General features: G+C 30.8%; 14 protein-coding genes and 1 pseudogene. 10 read left to right on the forward strand and 5 right to left on the reverse strand.

Going from position 1 to position 16,396, the window contains the following annotated elements; genetic code table 11:
- Positions 1–75: 75 nt before the first annotated feature.
- The 3 genes from hemH to ELQ09_RS07130 are packed head-to-tail and all read right to left on the reverse strand — an operon-like array spanning position 76 to position 2,946.
- The gene (gene hemH / locus ELQ09_RS07120; RefSeq protein ID WP_134224948.1) at positions 76–1,005 is read right to left on the reverse strand and encodes a ferrochelatase; all 930 of its coding nucleotides are present in this window, start codon (positions 1,003–1,005) and stop codon (positions 76–78) included.
- Complete coding sequence (locus tag ELQ09_RS07125; protein ID WP_134263859.1) at positions 1,002–1,868, reverse strand: Gfo/Idh/MocA family oxidoreductase; 867 nt, start codon at positions 1,866–1,868, stop codon at positions 1,002–1,004. Before ELQ09_RS07125 ends, hemH begins: the two co-directional genes overlap by 4 nt.
- Positions 1,869–1,872: 4 nt before the next feature.
- On the reverse strand, positions 1,873–2,946 hold the full coding sequence (locus tag ELQ09_RS07130; protein ID WP_088303900.1) for a DegT/DnrJ/EryC1/StrS aminotransferase family protein: 1,074 nt from the start codon (positions 2,944–2,946) through the stop codon (positions 1,873–1,875).
- A 114-nt stretch (positions 2,947–3,060) separates the two neighbouring features.
- Between ELQ09_RS07130 and alaS the strand changes: the two genes are divergently transcribed.
- From alaS to ELQ09_RS07145, 3 genes are read left to right on the forward strand one after another with little or no spacing between them, the layout of a single operon-like run.
- Positions 3,061–5,589 carry an alanine--tRNA ligase gene (gene alaS, locus ELQ09_RS07135; protein WP_134263860.1) on the forward strand — a complete coding sequence of 843 codons (2,529 nt, stop codon included), beginning with the start codon at positions 3,061–3,063 and terminating at the stop codon, positions 5,587–5,589.
- Positions 5,589–6,140 (forward strand): septum formation inhibitor Maf, encoded by a 552-nt coding sequence (gene maf, locus ELQ09_RS07140; RefSeq protein ID WP_070299690.1) that lies wholly within the window; start codon positions 5,589–5,591, stop codon positions 6,138–6,140. Before alaS ends, maf begins: the two co-directional genes overlap by 1 nt.
- Positions 6,137–8,068 (forward strand): penicillin-binding protein 1A, encoded by a 1,932-nt coding sequence (locus tag ELQ09_RS07145; protein WP_134263861.1) that lies wholly within the window; start codon positions 6,137–6,139, stop codon positions 8,066–8,068. Before maf ends, ELQ09_RS07145 begins: the two co-directional genes overlap by 4 nt.
- Positions 8,069–8,096: 28 nt before the next feature.
- Here ELQ09_RS07145 and ELQ09_RS07150 read toward each other — a convergent pair whose 3' ends face one another.
- Together ELQ09_RS07150 and ELQ09_RS07155 are read right to left on the reverse strand one after the other, a co-directional pair.
- Entirely contained in the window at positions 8,097–10,670 is a 2,574-nt protein-coding gene (locus ELQ09_RS07150) for an AAA family ATPase (protein ID WP_134263862.1), read from the reverse strand.
- Between the two features lie 111 nt (positions 10,671–10,781).
- Positions 10,782–11,072 carry a metal-sensing transcriptional repressor gene (locus tag ELQ09_RS07155; RefSeq protein WP_002855280.1) on the reverse strand — a complete coding sequence of 97 codons (291 nt, stop codon included), beginning with the start codon at positions 11,070–11,072 and terminating at the stop codon, positions 10,782–10,784.
- 117 nt (positions 11,073–11,189) lie between these two features.
- Here ELQ09_RS07155 and ELQ09_RS07160 point away from each other — a divergent pair, with 117 nt between their 5' ends.
- The 7 genes and pseudogenes from ELQ09_RS07160 (at position 11,190) to crcB (ending at position 16,367) form a co-directional block, all read left to right on the forward strand.
- Positions 11,190–12,524 carry a S41 family peptidase gene (locus ELQ09_RS07160; RefSeq protein ID WP_040966503.1) on the forward strand — a complete coding sequence of 445 codons (1,335 nt, stop codon included), beginning with the start codon at positions 11,190–11,192 and terminating at the stop codon, positions 12,522–12,524.
- A 1-nt stretch (position 12,525) separates the two neighbouring features.
- Positions 12,526–13,236, forward strand: a complete 711-nt coding sequence (gene purC / locus ELQ09_RS07165) for a phosphoribosylaminoimidazolesuccinocarboxamide synthase (RefSeq protein ID WP_134224944.1) — start codon at positions 12,526–12,528, stop codon at positions 13,234–13,236.
- Positions 13,237–13,244: 8 nt separating this feature from the next.
- Positions 13,245–13,490, forward strand: a complete 246-nt coding sequence (gene purS, locus ELQ09_RS07170) for a phosphoribosylformylglycinamidine synthase subunit PurS (protein ID WP_002857003.1) — start codon at positions 13,245–13,247, stop codon at positions 13,488–13,490.
- Position 13,491: 1 nt separating this feature from the next.
- A pseudogene (gene purQ / locus ELQ09_RS07175) lies at positions 13,492–14,164 on the forward strand (phosphoribosylformylglycinamidine synthase I).
- Positions 14,136–15,332: an SH3 domain-containing protein gene (locus ELQ09_RS07180; protein WP_134224943.1), complete on the forward strand. Its 1,197-nt coding sequence runs from the start codon at positions 14,136–14,138 to the stop codon at positions 15,330–15,332. The pseudogene purQ and the gene ELQ09_RS07180 overlap by 29 nt, the downstream one beginning before the upstream one ends.
- Entirely contained in the window at positions 15,313–16,005 is a 693-nt protein-coding gene (locus ELQ09_RS07185) for a lysophospholipid acyltransferase family protein (protein WP_070316895.1), read from the forward strand. The genes ELQ09_RS07180 and ELQ09_RS07185 overlap by 20 nt, the downstream gene beginning before the upstream one ends.
- Positions 15,999–16,367, forward strand: coding sequence for a fluoride efflux transporter CrcB (crcB, locus tag ELQ09_RS07190; RefSeq protein ID WP_134224942.1), 369 nt, complete (start codon positions 15,999–16,001; stop codon positions 16,365–16,367). Before ELQ09_RS07185 ends, crcB begins: the two co-directional genes overlap by 7 nt.
- Positions 16,368–16,396 lie beyond the last annotated feature (29 nt).

Here is a 16,396-nt window from a genome sequence, read left to right on the forward strand (position 1 = left end):
GCTTTAAAGAAGTATAAACTAGATGATGATTATAGTTCTAAAGCTTATGTGAGCTTTGGGAAGTATTTTTGAGTTTTAGCAAGAAGTTTTTCTTGTTAAGGGTGAATTTATAGAATTTAAAATAAATTTCATAAATTCATCACTATCATTAGGGCAACTTATCAAATCATAATCACATTTTGCTAAATGTTTATACTCCATACCTAACTCAAAAATCGTTTCAGAACAATCAATGCAAAAAGAAATAGGATAAATCAAAGCTTTATCGTTTAAATTTGCTAAAACATCACTTGTATTTGGTTCAAGCCATTTTACAGGGCCTAGTTTAGACTGATAAGCTAAAATAAATTCATCAAAATGATCTTTTAGTTTTTCTTTTAAAATTTCTACATGATCATTTACATGTTTTTCGTATAAATCACCTTTGTCAATAATGCTTTGTGGCAAAGAATGCGCTGAAAAAATCAAAATTTTGGCATCAAATTTACTTTTTTTATCCAAAATGTGCGAAACTATCATCTCATTATAAAGCTCATTTTTGTAAAAAATATCTATAGTTTTTACTTTTGCTTGAATTTTTTGCTTTGAAATTTCATTTTGTAGAACTTCTAAAGATGAAGTTACTGTGGTGCAAGAATGGTGCGGATAAAGTGGAAAAAGAATGATTTCATCACTTTCATTTAAAGTGTATTTTTGCAAAATTTCTGTGGCAAAAGGAGGCACATAAAGATTTACAAAATCAAATTTAAATTCATCTTGTTTTAAATTAAGCTTGTTACACAGGCTTTGAGTAAGTTCGTTTAAAAGGGATTTTCCACCCATTTTTTTATAGTTTTCTTGCATGGCTTTAACGCGAGCCTTTGTTATGATCCATGCTACAAATTTTCTTAAAAATCGATTTTTGATTCCTAAAATATAAGGATCATTAAACATATTTTTTAAAAAAACTTCACAATCTTGTAAATTCGTAGCTCCGCCCATATTTAAAAATAAAACTAATTTCACGCAAACCTTTCTAAAATTTCTTGAACTTTGCAAGCATCGCTCGTACTGGCTAGATGATTGGGTTGATTATCGATAAGTTTTAATAAAGCTTCATGTTCTGAAAAAAGTGGACTTTGTTGAGTAAGTTCTATAAAATTTCCATCTTTTAATAAAGAAAAGTCATTTAAATTGGCTTCATAAAAATGATTTTTAGTAATAAGATGAATTTTTCTTAGTTTTTGTGTGCTATTCCAACTTTGATGTATGCTAGCAATACATTTTTCAAGCCCACATAGAATAATGCTTTCACTTTCTCTTGTTTGATCTTGGGTGTATTTTTTAAGCAAATTGGTTTTTGTTATTTCTTGTTTGCTTAAAAAACAAAGCAAATCAAGATCATGCACAGCCAAATCTTGCAAAATCCCTACATCGCTGATTCTTTGCGGGTAGGGTGAAAATCTTTGTATGTTAATGCTGATAATTTCTTCATTTTCAAGCTCTTTTTTTAGGGCTAAAACCGCAGGATTAAATCTTTCACAAAAACCTACGCCTACTTTTACGCTGTATTCTTTAGCTAAATTTGAAATTTCGTCTATTTCTTTTAAATTTAGAGCTAAAGGCTTTTCGATTAAAACGCATTTGCATTGTTTAAAAACTTTTTTTGCTATTGCTAAATGTGAATTTGTAGGTGTTGCTATGATGATAATATCATTATTTTGATTTAAAAATTTATCCAAATCATCATAAAAAATATCATCAAAAATATTTAGATTTGGATTTTTGCAAAGATCAAAAAGTGCATTAAGTTTAAAATGAGAATTTTTACTAAGTTCATTTAAGTGGTTTTGCCCCATTTTTCCAAGGCCTATGATACCTATTTTCATGGAATTAATCTTTAAAAATACAAATAACTTGCTCTTGCTCTTCTTCACTTAAAAAAGGTGAAAAAGGCAAAGATAAGATGTGTTCGCTTGCGTATTCTGAATTTTTAAGTTCTAAATTTGAAAACTCACTAAAGCAAGGTTGTTTATGCAAAGGGGTTGGATAGTGTATAGCATAAGGTATATTAGTTTTTTCAAATTTTTGCAATACACTAGCTCTATCTTCAACTAAAACGCTGTATTGTGCATAAGCACTAAAAGCATTTGGATCAATTTGCGGAATTTGGCAGTTTTTTAAATTTGCATTATAAGTTTGTGCTAATTTTTGTCTTTTGTCTAATTCTTTTTCTAGGTATTTTAACTTAACATTTAAAATCGCCGCTTGTAAGGTGTCAAGGCGTCCATTTATACCTATAAATTCATGTTTATAACGCTGAGTTTGTCCATGATTGAGTAAAATTCTTATTTTTTTAGCAATTTCATCATCATGGCAAAAAATAGCCCCACCATCGCCATAAGCTCCCAAAGGTTTTGAAGGAAAAAAGCTCGTGCATGAAATTTTAGCTATAGAGCAGGATTTTTCTCCTTTGAAACTTGCGCCAAAACTTTGTGCACCATCTTCGATCAAAGTGATATTTTTATCTTTTAAAATTTCTTCTAAAGCCCTTAAATCACTCATTTGTCCAAACATACTCACTGCTATAACAGCTTTGGTTTTTGGGGTTATTGCTTTTTGCACTGCTTCAAAATCAAGATTGTAATTTGATAAATTTATATCTACAAAAACAGGTTTTGCGCCTACTAAGGCCACAACTTCAGCTGTTGCTATGAAAGTAAAACTAGGCACTATAACTTCATCATCTTTGCCAATATCTAAGGCTCTTAAGGCAAGATATAAAGCACTGGTTCCACTTGAACAACCTATAGCGTGTTTAACACCTAAAAAATGAGCTAAATTTTGCTCAAATTCGTTAAGCTTTGTACCGCCTATAAAAGAAGAGCTTGATAAAACGCTTTCAATTTCAGCATTGATTTCATCTTTGTATGCGAGATATTGGGCTTGAAGATTGATAAAATTCATAAAAAACCTTAGAGAAATAAAATTAAATAAAAATGTTTATTGTATTTTAGTTTTACTTAATTTAAAGTAATTTTGGTATGATATGTTTTTATAAAAATTTCTTTAGGAAAATTCATGGATATTAGAAAAGCTTATTTGGATTTTTTTGCATCAAAAGGACATGAGATAACCCCGTCAAGTCCTTTAGTTCCTGATGATGCAACTTTACTTTTTACTAATGCGGGTATGGTGCCTTTTAAAAGTATATTTACAGGAGAAATTCCACGCCCAAACCCTCCACGCAAAACAAGCTGTCAAACTTGTATAAGAGCGGGTGGAAAGCACAATGACTTAGATAATGTAGGATATACCGCACGCCATCATACTTTTTTTGAAATGCTTGGGAATTTTAGTTTTGGAGATTATTTTAAAGAACAAGCCATAGCTTATGCTTGGGAATTTGTAACTGAAGTTTTAAAACTACCTAAAGACAGACTTTGTGTAACTGTGCATGAAAACGATGATGAAGCTTTTAATCTATGGCAAAAACACATTCAAAAAGAAAGAATTTACAAATTTGGTGATAAAGATAATTTCTGGCAAATGGGCGATACTGGTCCTTGTGGTCCTTGTAGTGAGATTTTTTATGACCAAGGAGAAGAGCATTTTAACTCAAGCGAAGATTATATGGGCGGAGATGGAGATAGATTTTTAGAAATCTGGAATCTTGTTTTTATGCAATACGAAAGAAGTGCTGATGGAGTGCTTAGCCCACTGCCAAAGCCAAGTATTGATACAGGAATGGGGCTTGAAAGAGTAACTGCAATTAAAGAAGGTAAATTCAGCAATTTTGATAGCTCGCTTTTTATGCCAATCATCAATGAAATTTCAAAACTTTGCAATAAAACTTATATTTATGAAAGCGGAGCAAGTTTTAGAGTCATAGCTGATCATATAAGATCAAGTGTATTTTTGCTTGCACAAGGGGTAAGTTTTGATAAAGAAGGTAGAGGTTATGTTTTGCGTCGTATTTTGCGTCGTGCTTTAAGACATGGATATTTGTTAGGTTTTAAACAAGCTTTTATGTATAAACTAGTTGATGTTGTATGCGATTTAATGGGCGGACATTATAGCTATCTTAATGAGAAAAAAGACTTTATAAAAGAACAAATTCGCCTTGAAGAAGAAAGATTTTTAAGCACTATAGAAAATGGGATTGAAATTTTTAATGAAGAGCTTAAAAACACTAAAGAAATTTTTAGCGGAGAAGTAGCCTTTAAACTTTATGATACTTATGGTTTTCCGCTTGATTTAACGGCTGATATGCTAAGAGAAAAAAATCTTAAAGTTGATGAAGAAAAATTTGAACTTTTAATGAATGAGCAAAAAGCACGTGCTAAGGCTTCTTGGAAAGGAAGTGGAGATAAAACTGCAAGCGGAGATTTTAAAAACTTGCTTGAAAAATTTGGAGAAAATCATTTCGTAGGTTATGAAAAAGCAGAATGCGAAAGTAAAATTTTAGCCCTTTTAGATGAAGATTTTAAAGAAGTTTCCACCCTTAAAGATGCGGGTTGGGTGATGCTTGAAAACACACCTTTTTATGCAACAAGTGGGGGGCAAAGTGCTGATAGTGGATTTATAGCTAAGCGTGAAGTTTTAGATACGCAAAAGTTTTTTAATCTCAATCTTAGCTTTGTAAAAGCAGGCGAAGAACTAAAAGTTGGCGATATAGTTCATGCAAGAATCGATACAGAAAAAAGAGAGCAAATCGCACGTCACCACTCAGCTACTCATCTTTTACACCATGCTTTAAGAGAAATTTTAGGTTCTCATGTAAGCCAAGCAGGATCTTTGGTTGAAAGCAATAAACTAAGATTTGATTTTACTCATCATAAAGCTTTAAGCAAAGAAGAGCTAGAAAGCATTGAAAAAAGAGTCAATGAAATGATTATAAACTCAAGCGAAGCTATCTTAGAAAATATGCCTTTAGAAGAAGCTAAAAAAAGCGGTGCTATAGCATTGTTTAATGAAAAATACCAATGCAATGTGCGTGTTTTAACTCTAGGTGAAAGCAAGGAACTTTGCGGAGGAACCCATGTTAAAAATACTGCTCAAATAGGAAGTTTTTACATAGTTAAAGAAAGCGGTGTGAGTGCTGGAGTTAGACGCATTGAAGCTGTGGTTTCTAAAGCGGCTTTAGAATTTGTAAAAAATCAATTTGAAGAACTTTTTAAAGCAAAAGATGAACTTAAAAATAATGATATTTTAAGCGGGGTTAAAAAGCTTAAAAATGAAATTTTAAGTTTAAAAAATGAGCTTAAAAATTCAAGTAAAACCGAGCTTGATTCTAAAAATATCCAAGGTGTTGAAATTTGCGTAAAACGCGTAGATAATGGCGATATTAAAGCTATGATTGATGATTTTAAAAATAAATTTGCTAAAGCGGTGATTTTACTTATTCAAGTAAAAGATGAAAAAATCACTTTAGCAGCTGGTGTTAAAGATGCACCTTTAAAAGCAGGAGCTTTGGTTAAAGAAGCGGCGCAAATTTTAGGTGGAAATGGTGGCGGAAGAGATGATTTTGCTACTGCAGGTGGAAAAGATTTAAGCAAAATCAATGAAGCTTTAAAACAAAGCTTAGAAACGATAGAAAAAGCACTTTAATGTTAATTCTTGCTTCAAGTTCCATTTCAAGAGCTAACTTGCTTAAAACCGCAAAGATTGATTTTAGGCAAGTTAGTTTTGATTATGATGAAAATTTAAATAAAAATATTTCACCTTTTTTATATGTTCAAAAAATAGTTCTTGAAAAAGAAAGACAATTTTTAAGTACTTTAGGCAAAGATTTTCAAAACCAAAATTTGCTTTTTGCAGATAGTATAGTTTGTATAGATGAAAAAATTCTTACCAAAGCAAAGGATAAAAAAGAAGCTTATGAAATGCTTGCTTTGCAAAATGGCAAGTATGCAAGTATTTTATCGGCTTTTTTGCTTGTAAAACCTGAAAAAAGAGTTTTTTCTCTTTCAAAAACTACGCTTTATTTTAAAAATTTTGATGAAAATGTTTTAAGAGATTATGTAGAAAATGATCTTTATAAAGGCAAGGCGGGTTGTATTATGTGTGAGGGTTTTCATCAAAATTTCATCACTCAACAAGTAGGAAATCTAAGCACTGCTTTAGGGCTTGATATCCAAACTTTAAAGGCTTATTTATGAAAATATTAAAATATATTTTTTCATTTTTTACTCTTTTGTTTATAGCTGGATTTATTTATGTGGCTTATCTTTTCACAAGTGCTGATACTGAGGGTTATACTTTTAAAGAATACAAACCTCCTCTTACAACACAAATTTACGATAGAAATGGCAAGCTTGTGGCTAATATTTTTGAACAGCATCGTTTTTACGCTCCTTATGAAGAGCTTCCTCCACGCCTTATAGAAGCTTTAGTTGCTATAGAAGATACAAGCTTTTTTGAACATAATGGAGTTAATATCGATGCCATTTTTAGAGCTGCTGTAAAAATCATAAAAAGCGGTGGAAAAACCATGGAGGGAGCTTCCACTCTTACCCAGCAATTTATTAAAAACACAGAATTAACCCCAGAAAGAACTATTACGCGTAAAATTCGCGAAGCTTTGCTTGCTTATAAAATGGAAACCATTTTAACTAAAGAGCAAATTTTAGAAAGGTATTTAAATTTTATCTTTTTTGGACATGGGTATTATGGAGTAAAAACCGCAGCTTTGGGGTATTTTCATAAAAATTTAAATGAATTAAGCCTTAAAGAGATTGCTATGTTAGTAGGTATGCCAAAAGCACCTAGCAGTTATGATCCTACAAAGCATTTAGATCTTTCCATCTCAAGAGCAAATAATGTTATTTCAAGAATGTATAATCTAGGTTGGATTTCAAAAGCAGATTATGATACAGCCATTAAAGAAATTCCGCAAGTTTATGATGATACGCTTACTCAAAATGCTGCTCCTTATGTCGTAGATGAAGTGATTAAACAATTAAGTCCTAATATCAAAGACTTAAAAACAGGTGGATATAAAATCATTTTAAATATAGACTTAGATGTTCAAAATATGGCGCAAAATGCTTTGAAATTTGGTTATGATGAGATAGTAAAACGTGATAAAAATGCAAATTTAAGCACTTTAAATGGAGCTATGGTTGTGGTAAATCATCAAAGTGGCGATGTTTTAGCTTTGGTAGGTGGGATTGATTATGAAAAAAGTAATTATAACCGTGCTACTCAAAGTATGCGTCAACCTGGAAGCTCTTTTAAACCTTTTGTGTATCAAGTGGCGATTAATTTAGGATATTCACCTATGAGTGAAATTGCTGATATTTCTAGAATTTTTGAAGGTGGAGCGGGTAATAATGAGGATTGGAAACCTAAAAATGAAGGGGGTAAATTTTTAGGTTTAATTACCTTAAAAGAAGCTTTAACAAGATCAAGAAATTTAGCTACCATTAATCTCGCACTTGATATGGGGCTTGATGTTCTTTACTCTAAACTAATGGAATTTGGATTTAAAGATATACCGCCTAATTTATCAATCGTATTGGGAAGTTTTGGTATTTCTCCTTTGGAGTATTCGAAATTTTATACCATGTTTGGGAACTATGGAACGATTAAAGATCCTCAAATTATCAGACAAGTTCAGGATAAAACCGGTAAAACCATCATGGAATTTAACTCAAATGAGCGTAAAGTCAGCGATGAAGCGCAAAGTTTTTTGGTTTTAGATATGATGAGAAATGTTGTTGAAAAAGGGACAGGGCGTAATGCAAGAGTAAAAGATATAGAAATAGCAGGAAAAACAGGAACAACGAATAAAAGTGTTGATGCTTGGTTTTGTGGACTTACGCCTGAAATAGAAGCAATCATTTGGTATGGAAATGATAATAACAAGCCTATGCGTTATACAGAAGGTGGGGCTAGAACAGCTGCTCCTGTGTTTAGAGAATTTTTAACTCAATATATAGAAAAATTCCCTGATACAACTAGAAAATTTAGCGTTCCTAATGGAGTTTATCGTGGAAATTATAAAGGAGAAAGTGCTTATTATACCACCAAATCACCATTACCAAAAGCAAATATGAAATTTAATGAAAGTGAGATTATATTTTGAAAGTAGTTCCTTTCTACTTTCAAAATGATTAAGCTTTTTTGATGATTATTTCATCATCTTTTGCATCAATGATAATGCTATCATTTTCATGAAGTTCATCAGCAAGTATCATATCGCTTAATTTATCTTCTATAAGATCATAAATAGCTCTTCTTAAAGGTCTAGCACCAAAATCAGGATCAAAACCATCTTTAGCGATTAAAAGGGCTGCATTTTCGCTTAAACTTGCTTTTATCCCCTTGTTTTCTAAGCTCATTTGTAAATCTTTAAATAAAAGCTTGACTATTTCATAAGCTTCATCTTTTCCAAGCGGATTAAAGGTGATAATATCATCTAAGCGGTTTAAAAACTCAGGTTTAAAGAAATTTTTTAACTCATTTTTTACCGCATCTTCTTGTTCTTTTCCACTTAAATTCATAATAGCACTTGAGGCGATATTAGAAGTTAAAATGATAATGGTATTTTTAAAATCCACTGTTACACCTTTGCTATCGGTTGCTCTACCATCATCTAAAATCCCTAAAAGCACATTAAATACATCTTTATGCGCTTTTTCAACTTCATCAAACAAAAGCACGCTATAAGGTTTTCTTCGTACAGCTTCAGTAAGCTCTCCACCTTCTTCATGCCCTATGTATCCTGGAGGCGCACCTAAGAGTCTTGAAACACTATGTTTTTCCATAAATTCACTCATATCAAAGCGAATCATTGCTTTTTCATCATCAAATAAAAATTTCGCCAAAGCTTTAGCTGATTGTGTTTTTCCTACCCCTGTTGGCCCTAAAAATAAAAAGCTTCCTATAGGTTTATTGTCCGCATTAAGTCCTGCTTTGTTGCGTTTAATGGCTCTAGCTAAAGCACTTAAGGCCTTATCTTGTCCTATGACACTTTCTTTTAAATGTTTTTCCACTTCTAAGAATTTTTGTTTTTCAGAGGTTAGCATTTTTTGCACGCTAATACCTGTCCATTTGCTTAAAATTCCAGCAACCAAATCCTCATCTACTTGATTTTTAAGTAAAACTCCATTTTCGCTCATTTTTTTCCATTTATCTTCTAAAATTTCTACTTCTTTTTCAAGACTTGGAATTTTTCCATACTCTAGCTCGGCTGCTTTTTGAAATTCACCTCTAGCTTTAGCTAAAGAAGCTTCATTTTTAAGTAGATCAATTTCTTTTTTCTTAGTGCTTATATCATCAAAAACACTTTTTTCATTTTCAAACTGTGAATTTAGGGCATTTTGTTTTTCTTTTAAATTAGCTAGTTCTTTTGTGATTTCATCGAGTCTTTTTTGATTTTTCTCATCATTTTCCATTTTTAAAGCTTCATTTTCAACTTCTAAAGTTTCTATATCTTTGCGTACTTTTCTTAAAGAACTTGGTTCGCTTTCAATTTGCATTTTCAGTTCAGCTGCAGCTTCATCGATTAAATCAATAGCCTTATCAGGTAAAAAACGATCCGCTATATAACGCTTTGAAAGTTTAGCTGCGGCTACTAAAGCGCTATCATTTATAGTTACATTATGATGAATTTCAAGCTTTTCTTTTATACCCCTTAACATAGCCAAAGCCTCATTAACACTTGGCTCACCTACATTTACAGGCTGAAAACGGCGCTGCAAGGCTGCATCTTTTTCAAAATATTTACGATATTCTTTTAAAGTAGTTGCGCCTATGGTATGGAGTTCACCTCTTGCAAGAGCGGGTTTTAAAATATTTGCCGCATCCATACTGCCTTCACTCGCTCCAGCACCTACTATAGTGTGAATTTCATCAATAAAAAGAATGATATTTTCACTTTTTATCACTTCATTAACCACAGTTTTTAATCTATCTTCAAATTCTCCTCTGTATTTTGCACCTGCAATTAAAGCACTCATATCAAGAGCGATGACTTTTTTATTTTGTAAAGATTTTGGAACATCTTTTTTGATAATTCTTTGCGCTAAAGCTTCTACTATAGCTGTTTTTCCTACACCTGGTTCACCTAAAAGTATAGGGTTATTTTTGGTTTTACGTATTAAAATTTGCATCAAGCGTTCGATTTCTTCTTCTCTACCTATAACAGGATCAAGTTTACCCTCACTTGCTTTTAAGGTTAAATCTATACCAAATTTATTTAAGCTATCTAAGGTTTCATCGCTTGTTTTGCTATCTATTTTGCGTCCTGCCCTTAGACTTTCAAGCTCTTTTTGAAATTCTCTTAAATCTAAAAATTGCGCTAAAATTTCTTTAATAGGACTTTTTTGACTTTCACTTATAAGCCAAGTATCCACACTTAAATAACTATCTCCATTAGCACTCATCAATCCTTTAGCATTTTCTAATGAATTTATAAGTTCATTGGAAAAGCGTATATTTTCACGGCTTACATTTGAACTCGTTGTAAGTTTTGAAATTCTGCTTTTAATTTCAAGCTCTAAGGCTTCTTTAGAAATATTTAATTTATTTAAAATTTGATTTAAAATACTTGTACTATCTACGCTTAAAGCCCATAAAAGGTGCAAAGATACGACTTCGGTATTTTTAGAATGTATAGCTAAAGATGCTGCACTTTCAAGGTTTGAAAGCATATTATCAGTTAAAAAATCTTGTATATTTGCCATGTTTTATCCTTTATTTAGTTTATATACTTGCTATTATATAACTTTAGTCATATAATGTCAAGTTAATTGAGTAAAATTTTTTAAATAATAGGATAAATAACTAATTTTAGATTATTTCATAAACATATCTATAGCCTTGTTTAATTCTTCTATACTTTGAATATCATTTTCTTCTACAGCATGTACCATACAATGAGCTAAATGTTCTTTTAAAACTACTTTTGCAGTATTGTTAACTTCGGCTTTTACGGCAGCAAGCTGGATTAAAATTTCACTACAGTCTTTGTCATTTTCAACCATTCTTTTAATAGCGCTTAAATGCCCTATGGTTCTACTTAGACGATTGCAAACTGCTTTAAGATGTTTTTGAGAATGTGTATGAGTATGTTTTTCTTGGCACATTGTATTAACTTTCTTTTTGGAATTTTTAGTCTATTTTAACATATTTTTAAGAATTTAAATTTATTTACGAAGTTTTAAGTAATTTTTATTAAAATTTACTCTTTAAACTAAAACTCAATGATGGAGCTTATTTTGAAAACAAAACGATTTTTTGCAGGTCTTGCAGGCTTTGCCACTACTTTTATTTTATGTCTATTTTTAACGAGTCATTTACAAGCTAAAGTTGATCAAAAAGAAGAGCAGGTTCAAAAACGCCTAGAAGCTTTAGATAAGCTTACAAAAACTCTTGCCATAGTAGAGCAATATTATGTGGATGATCAAAATATCAGCGATTTGGTGGATAAATCTTTATCAGGGCTTTTAAGCAATCTTGATGCGCATTCTTCTTTTTTAAATGAAAAAGATTTTAATGATATGAAAATTCAAACCAATGGCGAATTTGGTGGCCTTGGTATAACCGTAGGTATGAAAGATGGTGCTTTAACAGTTGTTTCTCCTATAGAAGGAACACCAGCAGATAAAGCAGGGATAAAATCGGGAGATATTATTTTAAAAATTAATGATGAGGCCACTTTAGGAATTAATCTCAATGATGCGGTAGATAAAATGCGTGGTAAGCCAAAAACTCAAATCACTTTAACCATTTTTAGAAAAGGTGCAACAAAACCTTTTGATGTTACACTTACAAGAGAAATTATTAAGATAGAAAGTGTTTATGCAAAAATGATAGAAAATGAAAACATTCTTTATCTTAGGGTTACAAATTTTGATAAAAATGTTGTAGATGTGGCAAGTAAAGAACTTAAAAAATATCCTAATGTTAAAGGAGTTGTTTTAGATCTTAGAAATAATCCTGGTGGACTTTTAAATCAAGCTATAGGACTTGTAAATTTATTTGTAGATAAAGGTGTTATTGTTTCTCAAAAAGGACGCATCGCAAGTGAAAATCAAGAATATAAAGCCGATCCTAAAAACAAAATTTCTAATGCTTCTTTGGTTGTGCTTGTAAATGGTGGAAGTGCTAGTGCAAGTGAAATTGTAAGTGGAGCTTTACAAGATCTTAAACGCGGTGTTATTGTGGGTGAAAATACTTTTGGAAAAGGTAGTGTTCAGCAAATCATACCTATTAATAAAACTGAAGCTTTAAGGCTTACTATTGCAAGATATTATCTTCCAAGCGGGCGTACTATTCAAGCAGTGGGTGTAAAACCTGATATTGAAGTTTTTCCAGGTAAAGTAAATACTCAAGAAGATGGTTTTTCTATAAAAGAAAGCGACTTAAAACAACATTTAGAAAGTGAGCTTGAAAAAATAGATAAAAATAAAAAAGAAGATAAACAAGAAAATAAAGACAATAAAAATCTAATCAGTCAAAAACAAATCAATGATGACGCACAGTTAAAATCAGCTATTGATACTATTAAAATTTTAAATATCAAACAAGGACAATAAAATGACAAAAAAAGAAATGCTCTACGAAGGAAAAGGTAAAAAACTTTTCAAAACTGATGATGAAAATTTACTAATTAGTGAGTTTAAAGATGATTTAACTGCTTTTAATGCAGAAAAAAGAGGCAATGAAAGTGGAAAAGGTGCATTAAACTGTAAAATCAGTACTGAAATTTTTCATTTGCTCGAAAAAAATGGGATTAAAACCCATTTGGTAGAAACTATAAGCGATACAGAACAAGTGGTTAAAAAATGTAAAATTGTTCCTATTGAAGTTATAGTACGCAATGTTGCAACAGGTTCTCTTATAAAAAGACTGGGTATTAAAGATGGTACTGTGCTACCTTTTGCTTTGGTGGAATTTTGTCTTAAAGATGATGCCTTAGGCGATCCTTTTATCAATGATGAGCATTGTTTGATTTTAAATTTAGTGCAAAATGAAGCTCAAATTAGTGAAATTAAAAATATGGCTAGAAAGATTAACTCTATTTTAACTCCATTTTTTGATAATAAAAATTTAAGGCTGATTGACTTTAAAATCGAACTGGGTTTAACTAAAGATAATGAGCTTGTTTTAGCTGATGAAATAAGCCCTGATAGTTGTAGATTTTGGGATAAATTTAGCAATGAAAAATTAGATAAAGATAGATTTCGTCAAGATCTAGGTAATGTAAAAATGGCTTATGAAGAAGTTTTAAAAAGAATATTAAATTAAGGAAAAATATGGAAGTTATTGTAAATATTTCTTTAAAAAATGGGGTTTTAGATCCACAAGGCAAAGCGGTGGAAAAAGCTTTGCATTCTTTAAATTTTAATAGTGTTAAAGAAGTAAAAATAGCAAAACAAATCAAAATTTCTCTTGATGAGAAAGATGAAAAATTAGCCAAAGAACAAGTAAAAAAAATGTGTGAAGAGTTGTTGGTAAATAGCGTCATTGAAGATTATGAGCTTGTAATTGAGAAAGAGTAAAATGAAAGTTGCTATTATTAGATTTCCAGGGACAAATTGTGAATTTGATACAGCTTATGCCTTTGAAAAACTTGGAGTAAAAACGCAGATTGTTTGGCATGAAGAAAAAGAATTTGATGCAGATTTGGTTGTTTTGCCAGGCGGATTTTCTTATGGAGATTATCTAAGATGTGCAGCTATTGCAAAACTTGCTCCTGCTATGCAAGGTGTTTTTAATCATGCAAAAAAGGGAGGATATATCTTAGGCATTTGCAATGGTTTTCAAATTTTACTTGAAAGTGGTCTTTTAAAAGGTGCAATGAAGCATAACAACAATCTTAGTTTTATCTCAAAAAACCAAAATTTAAGAGTAGTTTCTAATGATAATGCCTTTTTGAAAAATTTCAAAAAAGATGAAATTATTAATTTGCCAATTGCTCATGGAGAGGGAAATTATTATGCTGATGAGGCCACTTTAAAAGAATTGCAAGATAAAGATCTTATTACTCTAAAATACGAGCCAAATCCAAATGGTTCTGTATTTGATATCGCAGGAATTTGTGATGAAAACAAAAAAATCTTTGGACTCATGCCACATCCTGAGCGTGCTTGTGAAAAAGTCCTAGGTAATGATATAGGTTTAAAAATGCTTAAAGGCTTTTTATTTTGAAAATTTTATTAACTTTAATTTTTAGCGTTGTTGTATTGTTTGGCAGGGGTGAAATTTCTGTATTTAGTGGCCAAGATGAAAATATGCAAAAAGAATTACAAAAATTACCCCAAGAAGAACAAAAAATTTATCAAAATATTCCGCCAAGTGATGAAAACAATGACTTTGAAAGCAATGTAGATGATCCTTTTGTAGCTAAAGGGAGTTTGGTTCTTACAAATGATGAATATCCAAGTAGGGTATATGTTGGAGAAGTTTTTCCTATTACGATCTATGCTCGCACTACGGAAAATACAAAATTTGATTTTAACATAAGCGTAGAAAAAACCAACTTATCTTTTTTAAATCCAGATGCAAAATGGGAATTTATCAATAACGAATATAAAACAACTTTATGGTTTGAAGCTAAAAATTCAAACGCTAGTTTGAGTAAAATTTCTATCAAACTTCTTAGAAATAATGAAGCTTTTCAAGAGGCTAATATCAATCTTAATCCTATCAAATTTGAAAATACTTTATCCAATAAAGATTTTTCACACCTTGTGGCAAGTTCTTTGGAAATTAAAAAGGTTAAAGCGAGTTATTTTGATGATGCTAATATCATTATGATGGTAGAACTAAACGCAACCAATACAAATCTTAAAAGCTTTTTTATAGAAGGAATTCAAAAGCAAGGTATTGAAAATTTAAAAGGGGATTTTAATGCCTCTAGTGCTTTTTATTATGCTATTTTGCCATTAAGTAAAACAAATTTTGAATTTTCGTATTTCAATAAAGATAGTAAAAAGCTTGAAAATATAAATTTAAAATTAAAAATTAGTGACGATGAGATTAGCACTCAGAGTGATTTAAATCCTGTAAATAAAGACTTAAATATTTATAAACAATATACCTTATGGTTTTTAGCGATTTTATTTGGAGCTTTATTTGTATGGAGAAAAAATTACATTATTCTGGCTTTGGCAGTTGTTTGTTTTGCACTTAGTTTTCTTGTAGATACCAATACTCAAAATGCAATTATCAAGGCTGGTTCTAGGGCTAAAATTTTACCTACAGAGCCTTCAACTTATTTTTATACGGCAAATGTAGATGAAAAAGTAGAAGTTTTAGGCAAACGACAAAATTATATTAAAGTACTGTTTTCTGATGGAAAAATAGGTTGGGTTAATAAAGATGATTTACAAAAAAATTAAAGCTCTTTATTTTTGGATTTTTTTTGTTTTAAGCGTTGCTTTGGTGGTTTTTTGTTTTTGCTTTACAAAATCTCAAAACACACTTTGGAAAATCCGAAAAATTTGGGCTAAATTTCAAAGATATACCATCTCTTATAAACAAGAAATCATTGGTACTTTTAATCCACAAGCTCAGATGATTTTAATGAATCATCAAAGTGCTTTAGATATCATCGCTTTAGAAGAGTTATATCCTAAAAATTTATGCTGGATTGCCAAAAAAGAATTAGGAGAAATTCCTATTTTCAAAGTTGCTATGAAAAAACCAAAACTTCTTTGTATAGATAGAAAAAATCCGCGTGATTTAGTACGAGTTTTAAAAGAAGCAAAAGAAAGAATTAGTGAAGATAGGGTTTTGGCTATTTTTCCAGAAGGAACTAGATCTAAAAATGAAAAAATGCTTAAATTTCAAAGTGGAGCAAAAATTTTAAGTGAAAAATTAAATCTTAAAGTTCAACCCATTTTAATTGTGGATTCTGCAAAAATTTTAGACACAAAAAGTTTTAGTGCAAGCAGCGGAGTGCTTAAAATCATTTGTATGGATTTAGTCGATATAAATGATGACAAATGGCTTGAAAAGACCAGAAAAAAAATGCAAGAATTACTCGATCAAGAAAGAGCTAAGCTTTGCTAAATACCCTTTTAGTTGTTGGTTTTGGGGGATTTATAGGAGCAATCTTAAGAATGCTTTCTATTAATTTAGTGAATAAATTTTTTCCTTATTCTATCAGCTTTGGAACTCTTTTTGTTAATGTTTTGGGTTCTTTTATCATAGGATTTTTGTTTTCTTATGCACAAAATAAAGGTTTATCTCCTTTACTTAAAAGCTTTATAAGTACAGGTTTTTTAGGAGCTTTTACAACTTTTTCTACTTTTTCTTATGAAAATTTACTTCTTTTGCAAAGTGGAAGTTGTTTTCATTTTGCGTTAAATATTATCTTAAATGTCTTTCTTTGTTTATTTGCCGCATGGCTTGGTTTTATAATTTTCAAATAAATCTTTAAATTTACTTTAGAATTTGTATT

The sequence above is a fragment of the Campylobacter sp. CH186 genome, assembly GCF_004378925.1.
GTDB lineage: Bacteria > Campylobacterota > Campylobacteria > Campylobacterales > Campylobacteraceae > Campylobacter_D > Campylobacter_D jejuni.

Excerpts from the sequence above, each read along its gene's own strand:
- maf (WP_070299690.1), top strand. The coding sequence starts at position 5,589 with ATGTTAATTCTTGCTTCAAGTTCCATTTCAAGAGCTAACTTGCTTAAA.
- ELQ09_RS07155 (WP_002855280.1), bottom strand. The coding sequence starts at position 11,072 with ATGTGCCAAGAAAAACATACTCATACACATTCTCAAAAACATCTTAAA.
- alaS (WP_134263860.1), top strand. The coding sequence starts at position 3,061 with ATGGATATTAGAAAAGCTTATTTGGATTTTTTTGCATCAAAAGGACAT.
- ELQ09_RS07130 (WP_088303900.1), bottom strand. The coding sequence starts at position 2,946 with ATGAATTTTATCAATCTTCAAGCCCAATATCTCGCATACAAAGATGAA.
- ELQ09_RS07125 (WP_134263859.1), bottom strand. The coding sequence starts at position 1,868 with ATGAAAATAGGTATCATAGGCCTTGGAAAAATGGGGCAAAACCACTTA.
- purC (WP_134224944.1), top strand. The coding sequence starts at position 12,526 with ATGACAAAAAAAGAAATGCTCTACGAAGGAAAAGGTAAAAAACTTTTC.
- ELQ09_RS07150 (WP_134263862.1), bottom strand. The coding sequence starts at position 10,670 with ATGGCAAATATACAAGATTTTTTAACTGATAATATGCTTTCAAACCTT.
- purS (WP_002857003.1), top strand. The coding sequence starts at position 13,245 with ATGGAAGTTATTGTAAATATTTCTTTAAAAAATGGGGTTTTAGATCCA.
- ELQ09_RS07185 (WP_070316895.1), top strand. The coding sequence starts at position 15,313 with ATGATTTACAAAAAAATTAAAGCTCTTTATTTTTGGATTTTTTTTGTT.
- ELQ09_RS07145 (WP_134263861.1), top strand. The coding sequence starts at position 6,137 with ATGAAAATATTAAAATATATTTTTTCATTTTTTACTCTTTTGTTTATA.
- ELQ09_RS07160 (WP_040966503.1), top strand. The coding sequence starts at position 11,190 with ATGATGGAGCTTATTTTGAAAACAAAACGATTTTTTGCAGGTCTTGCA.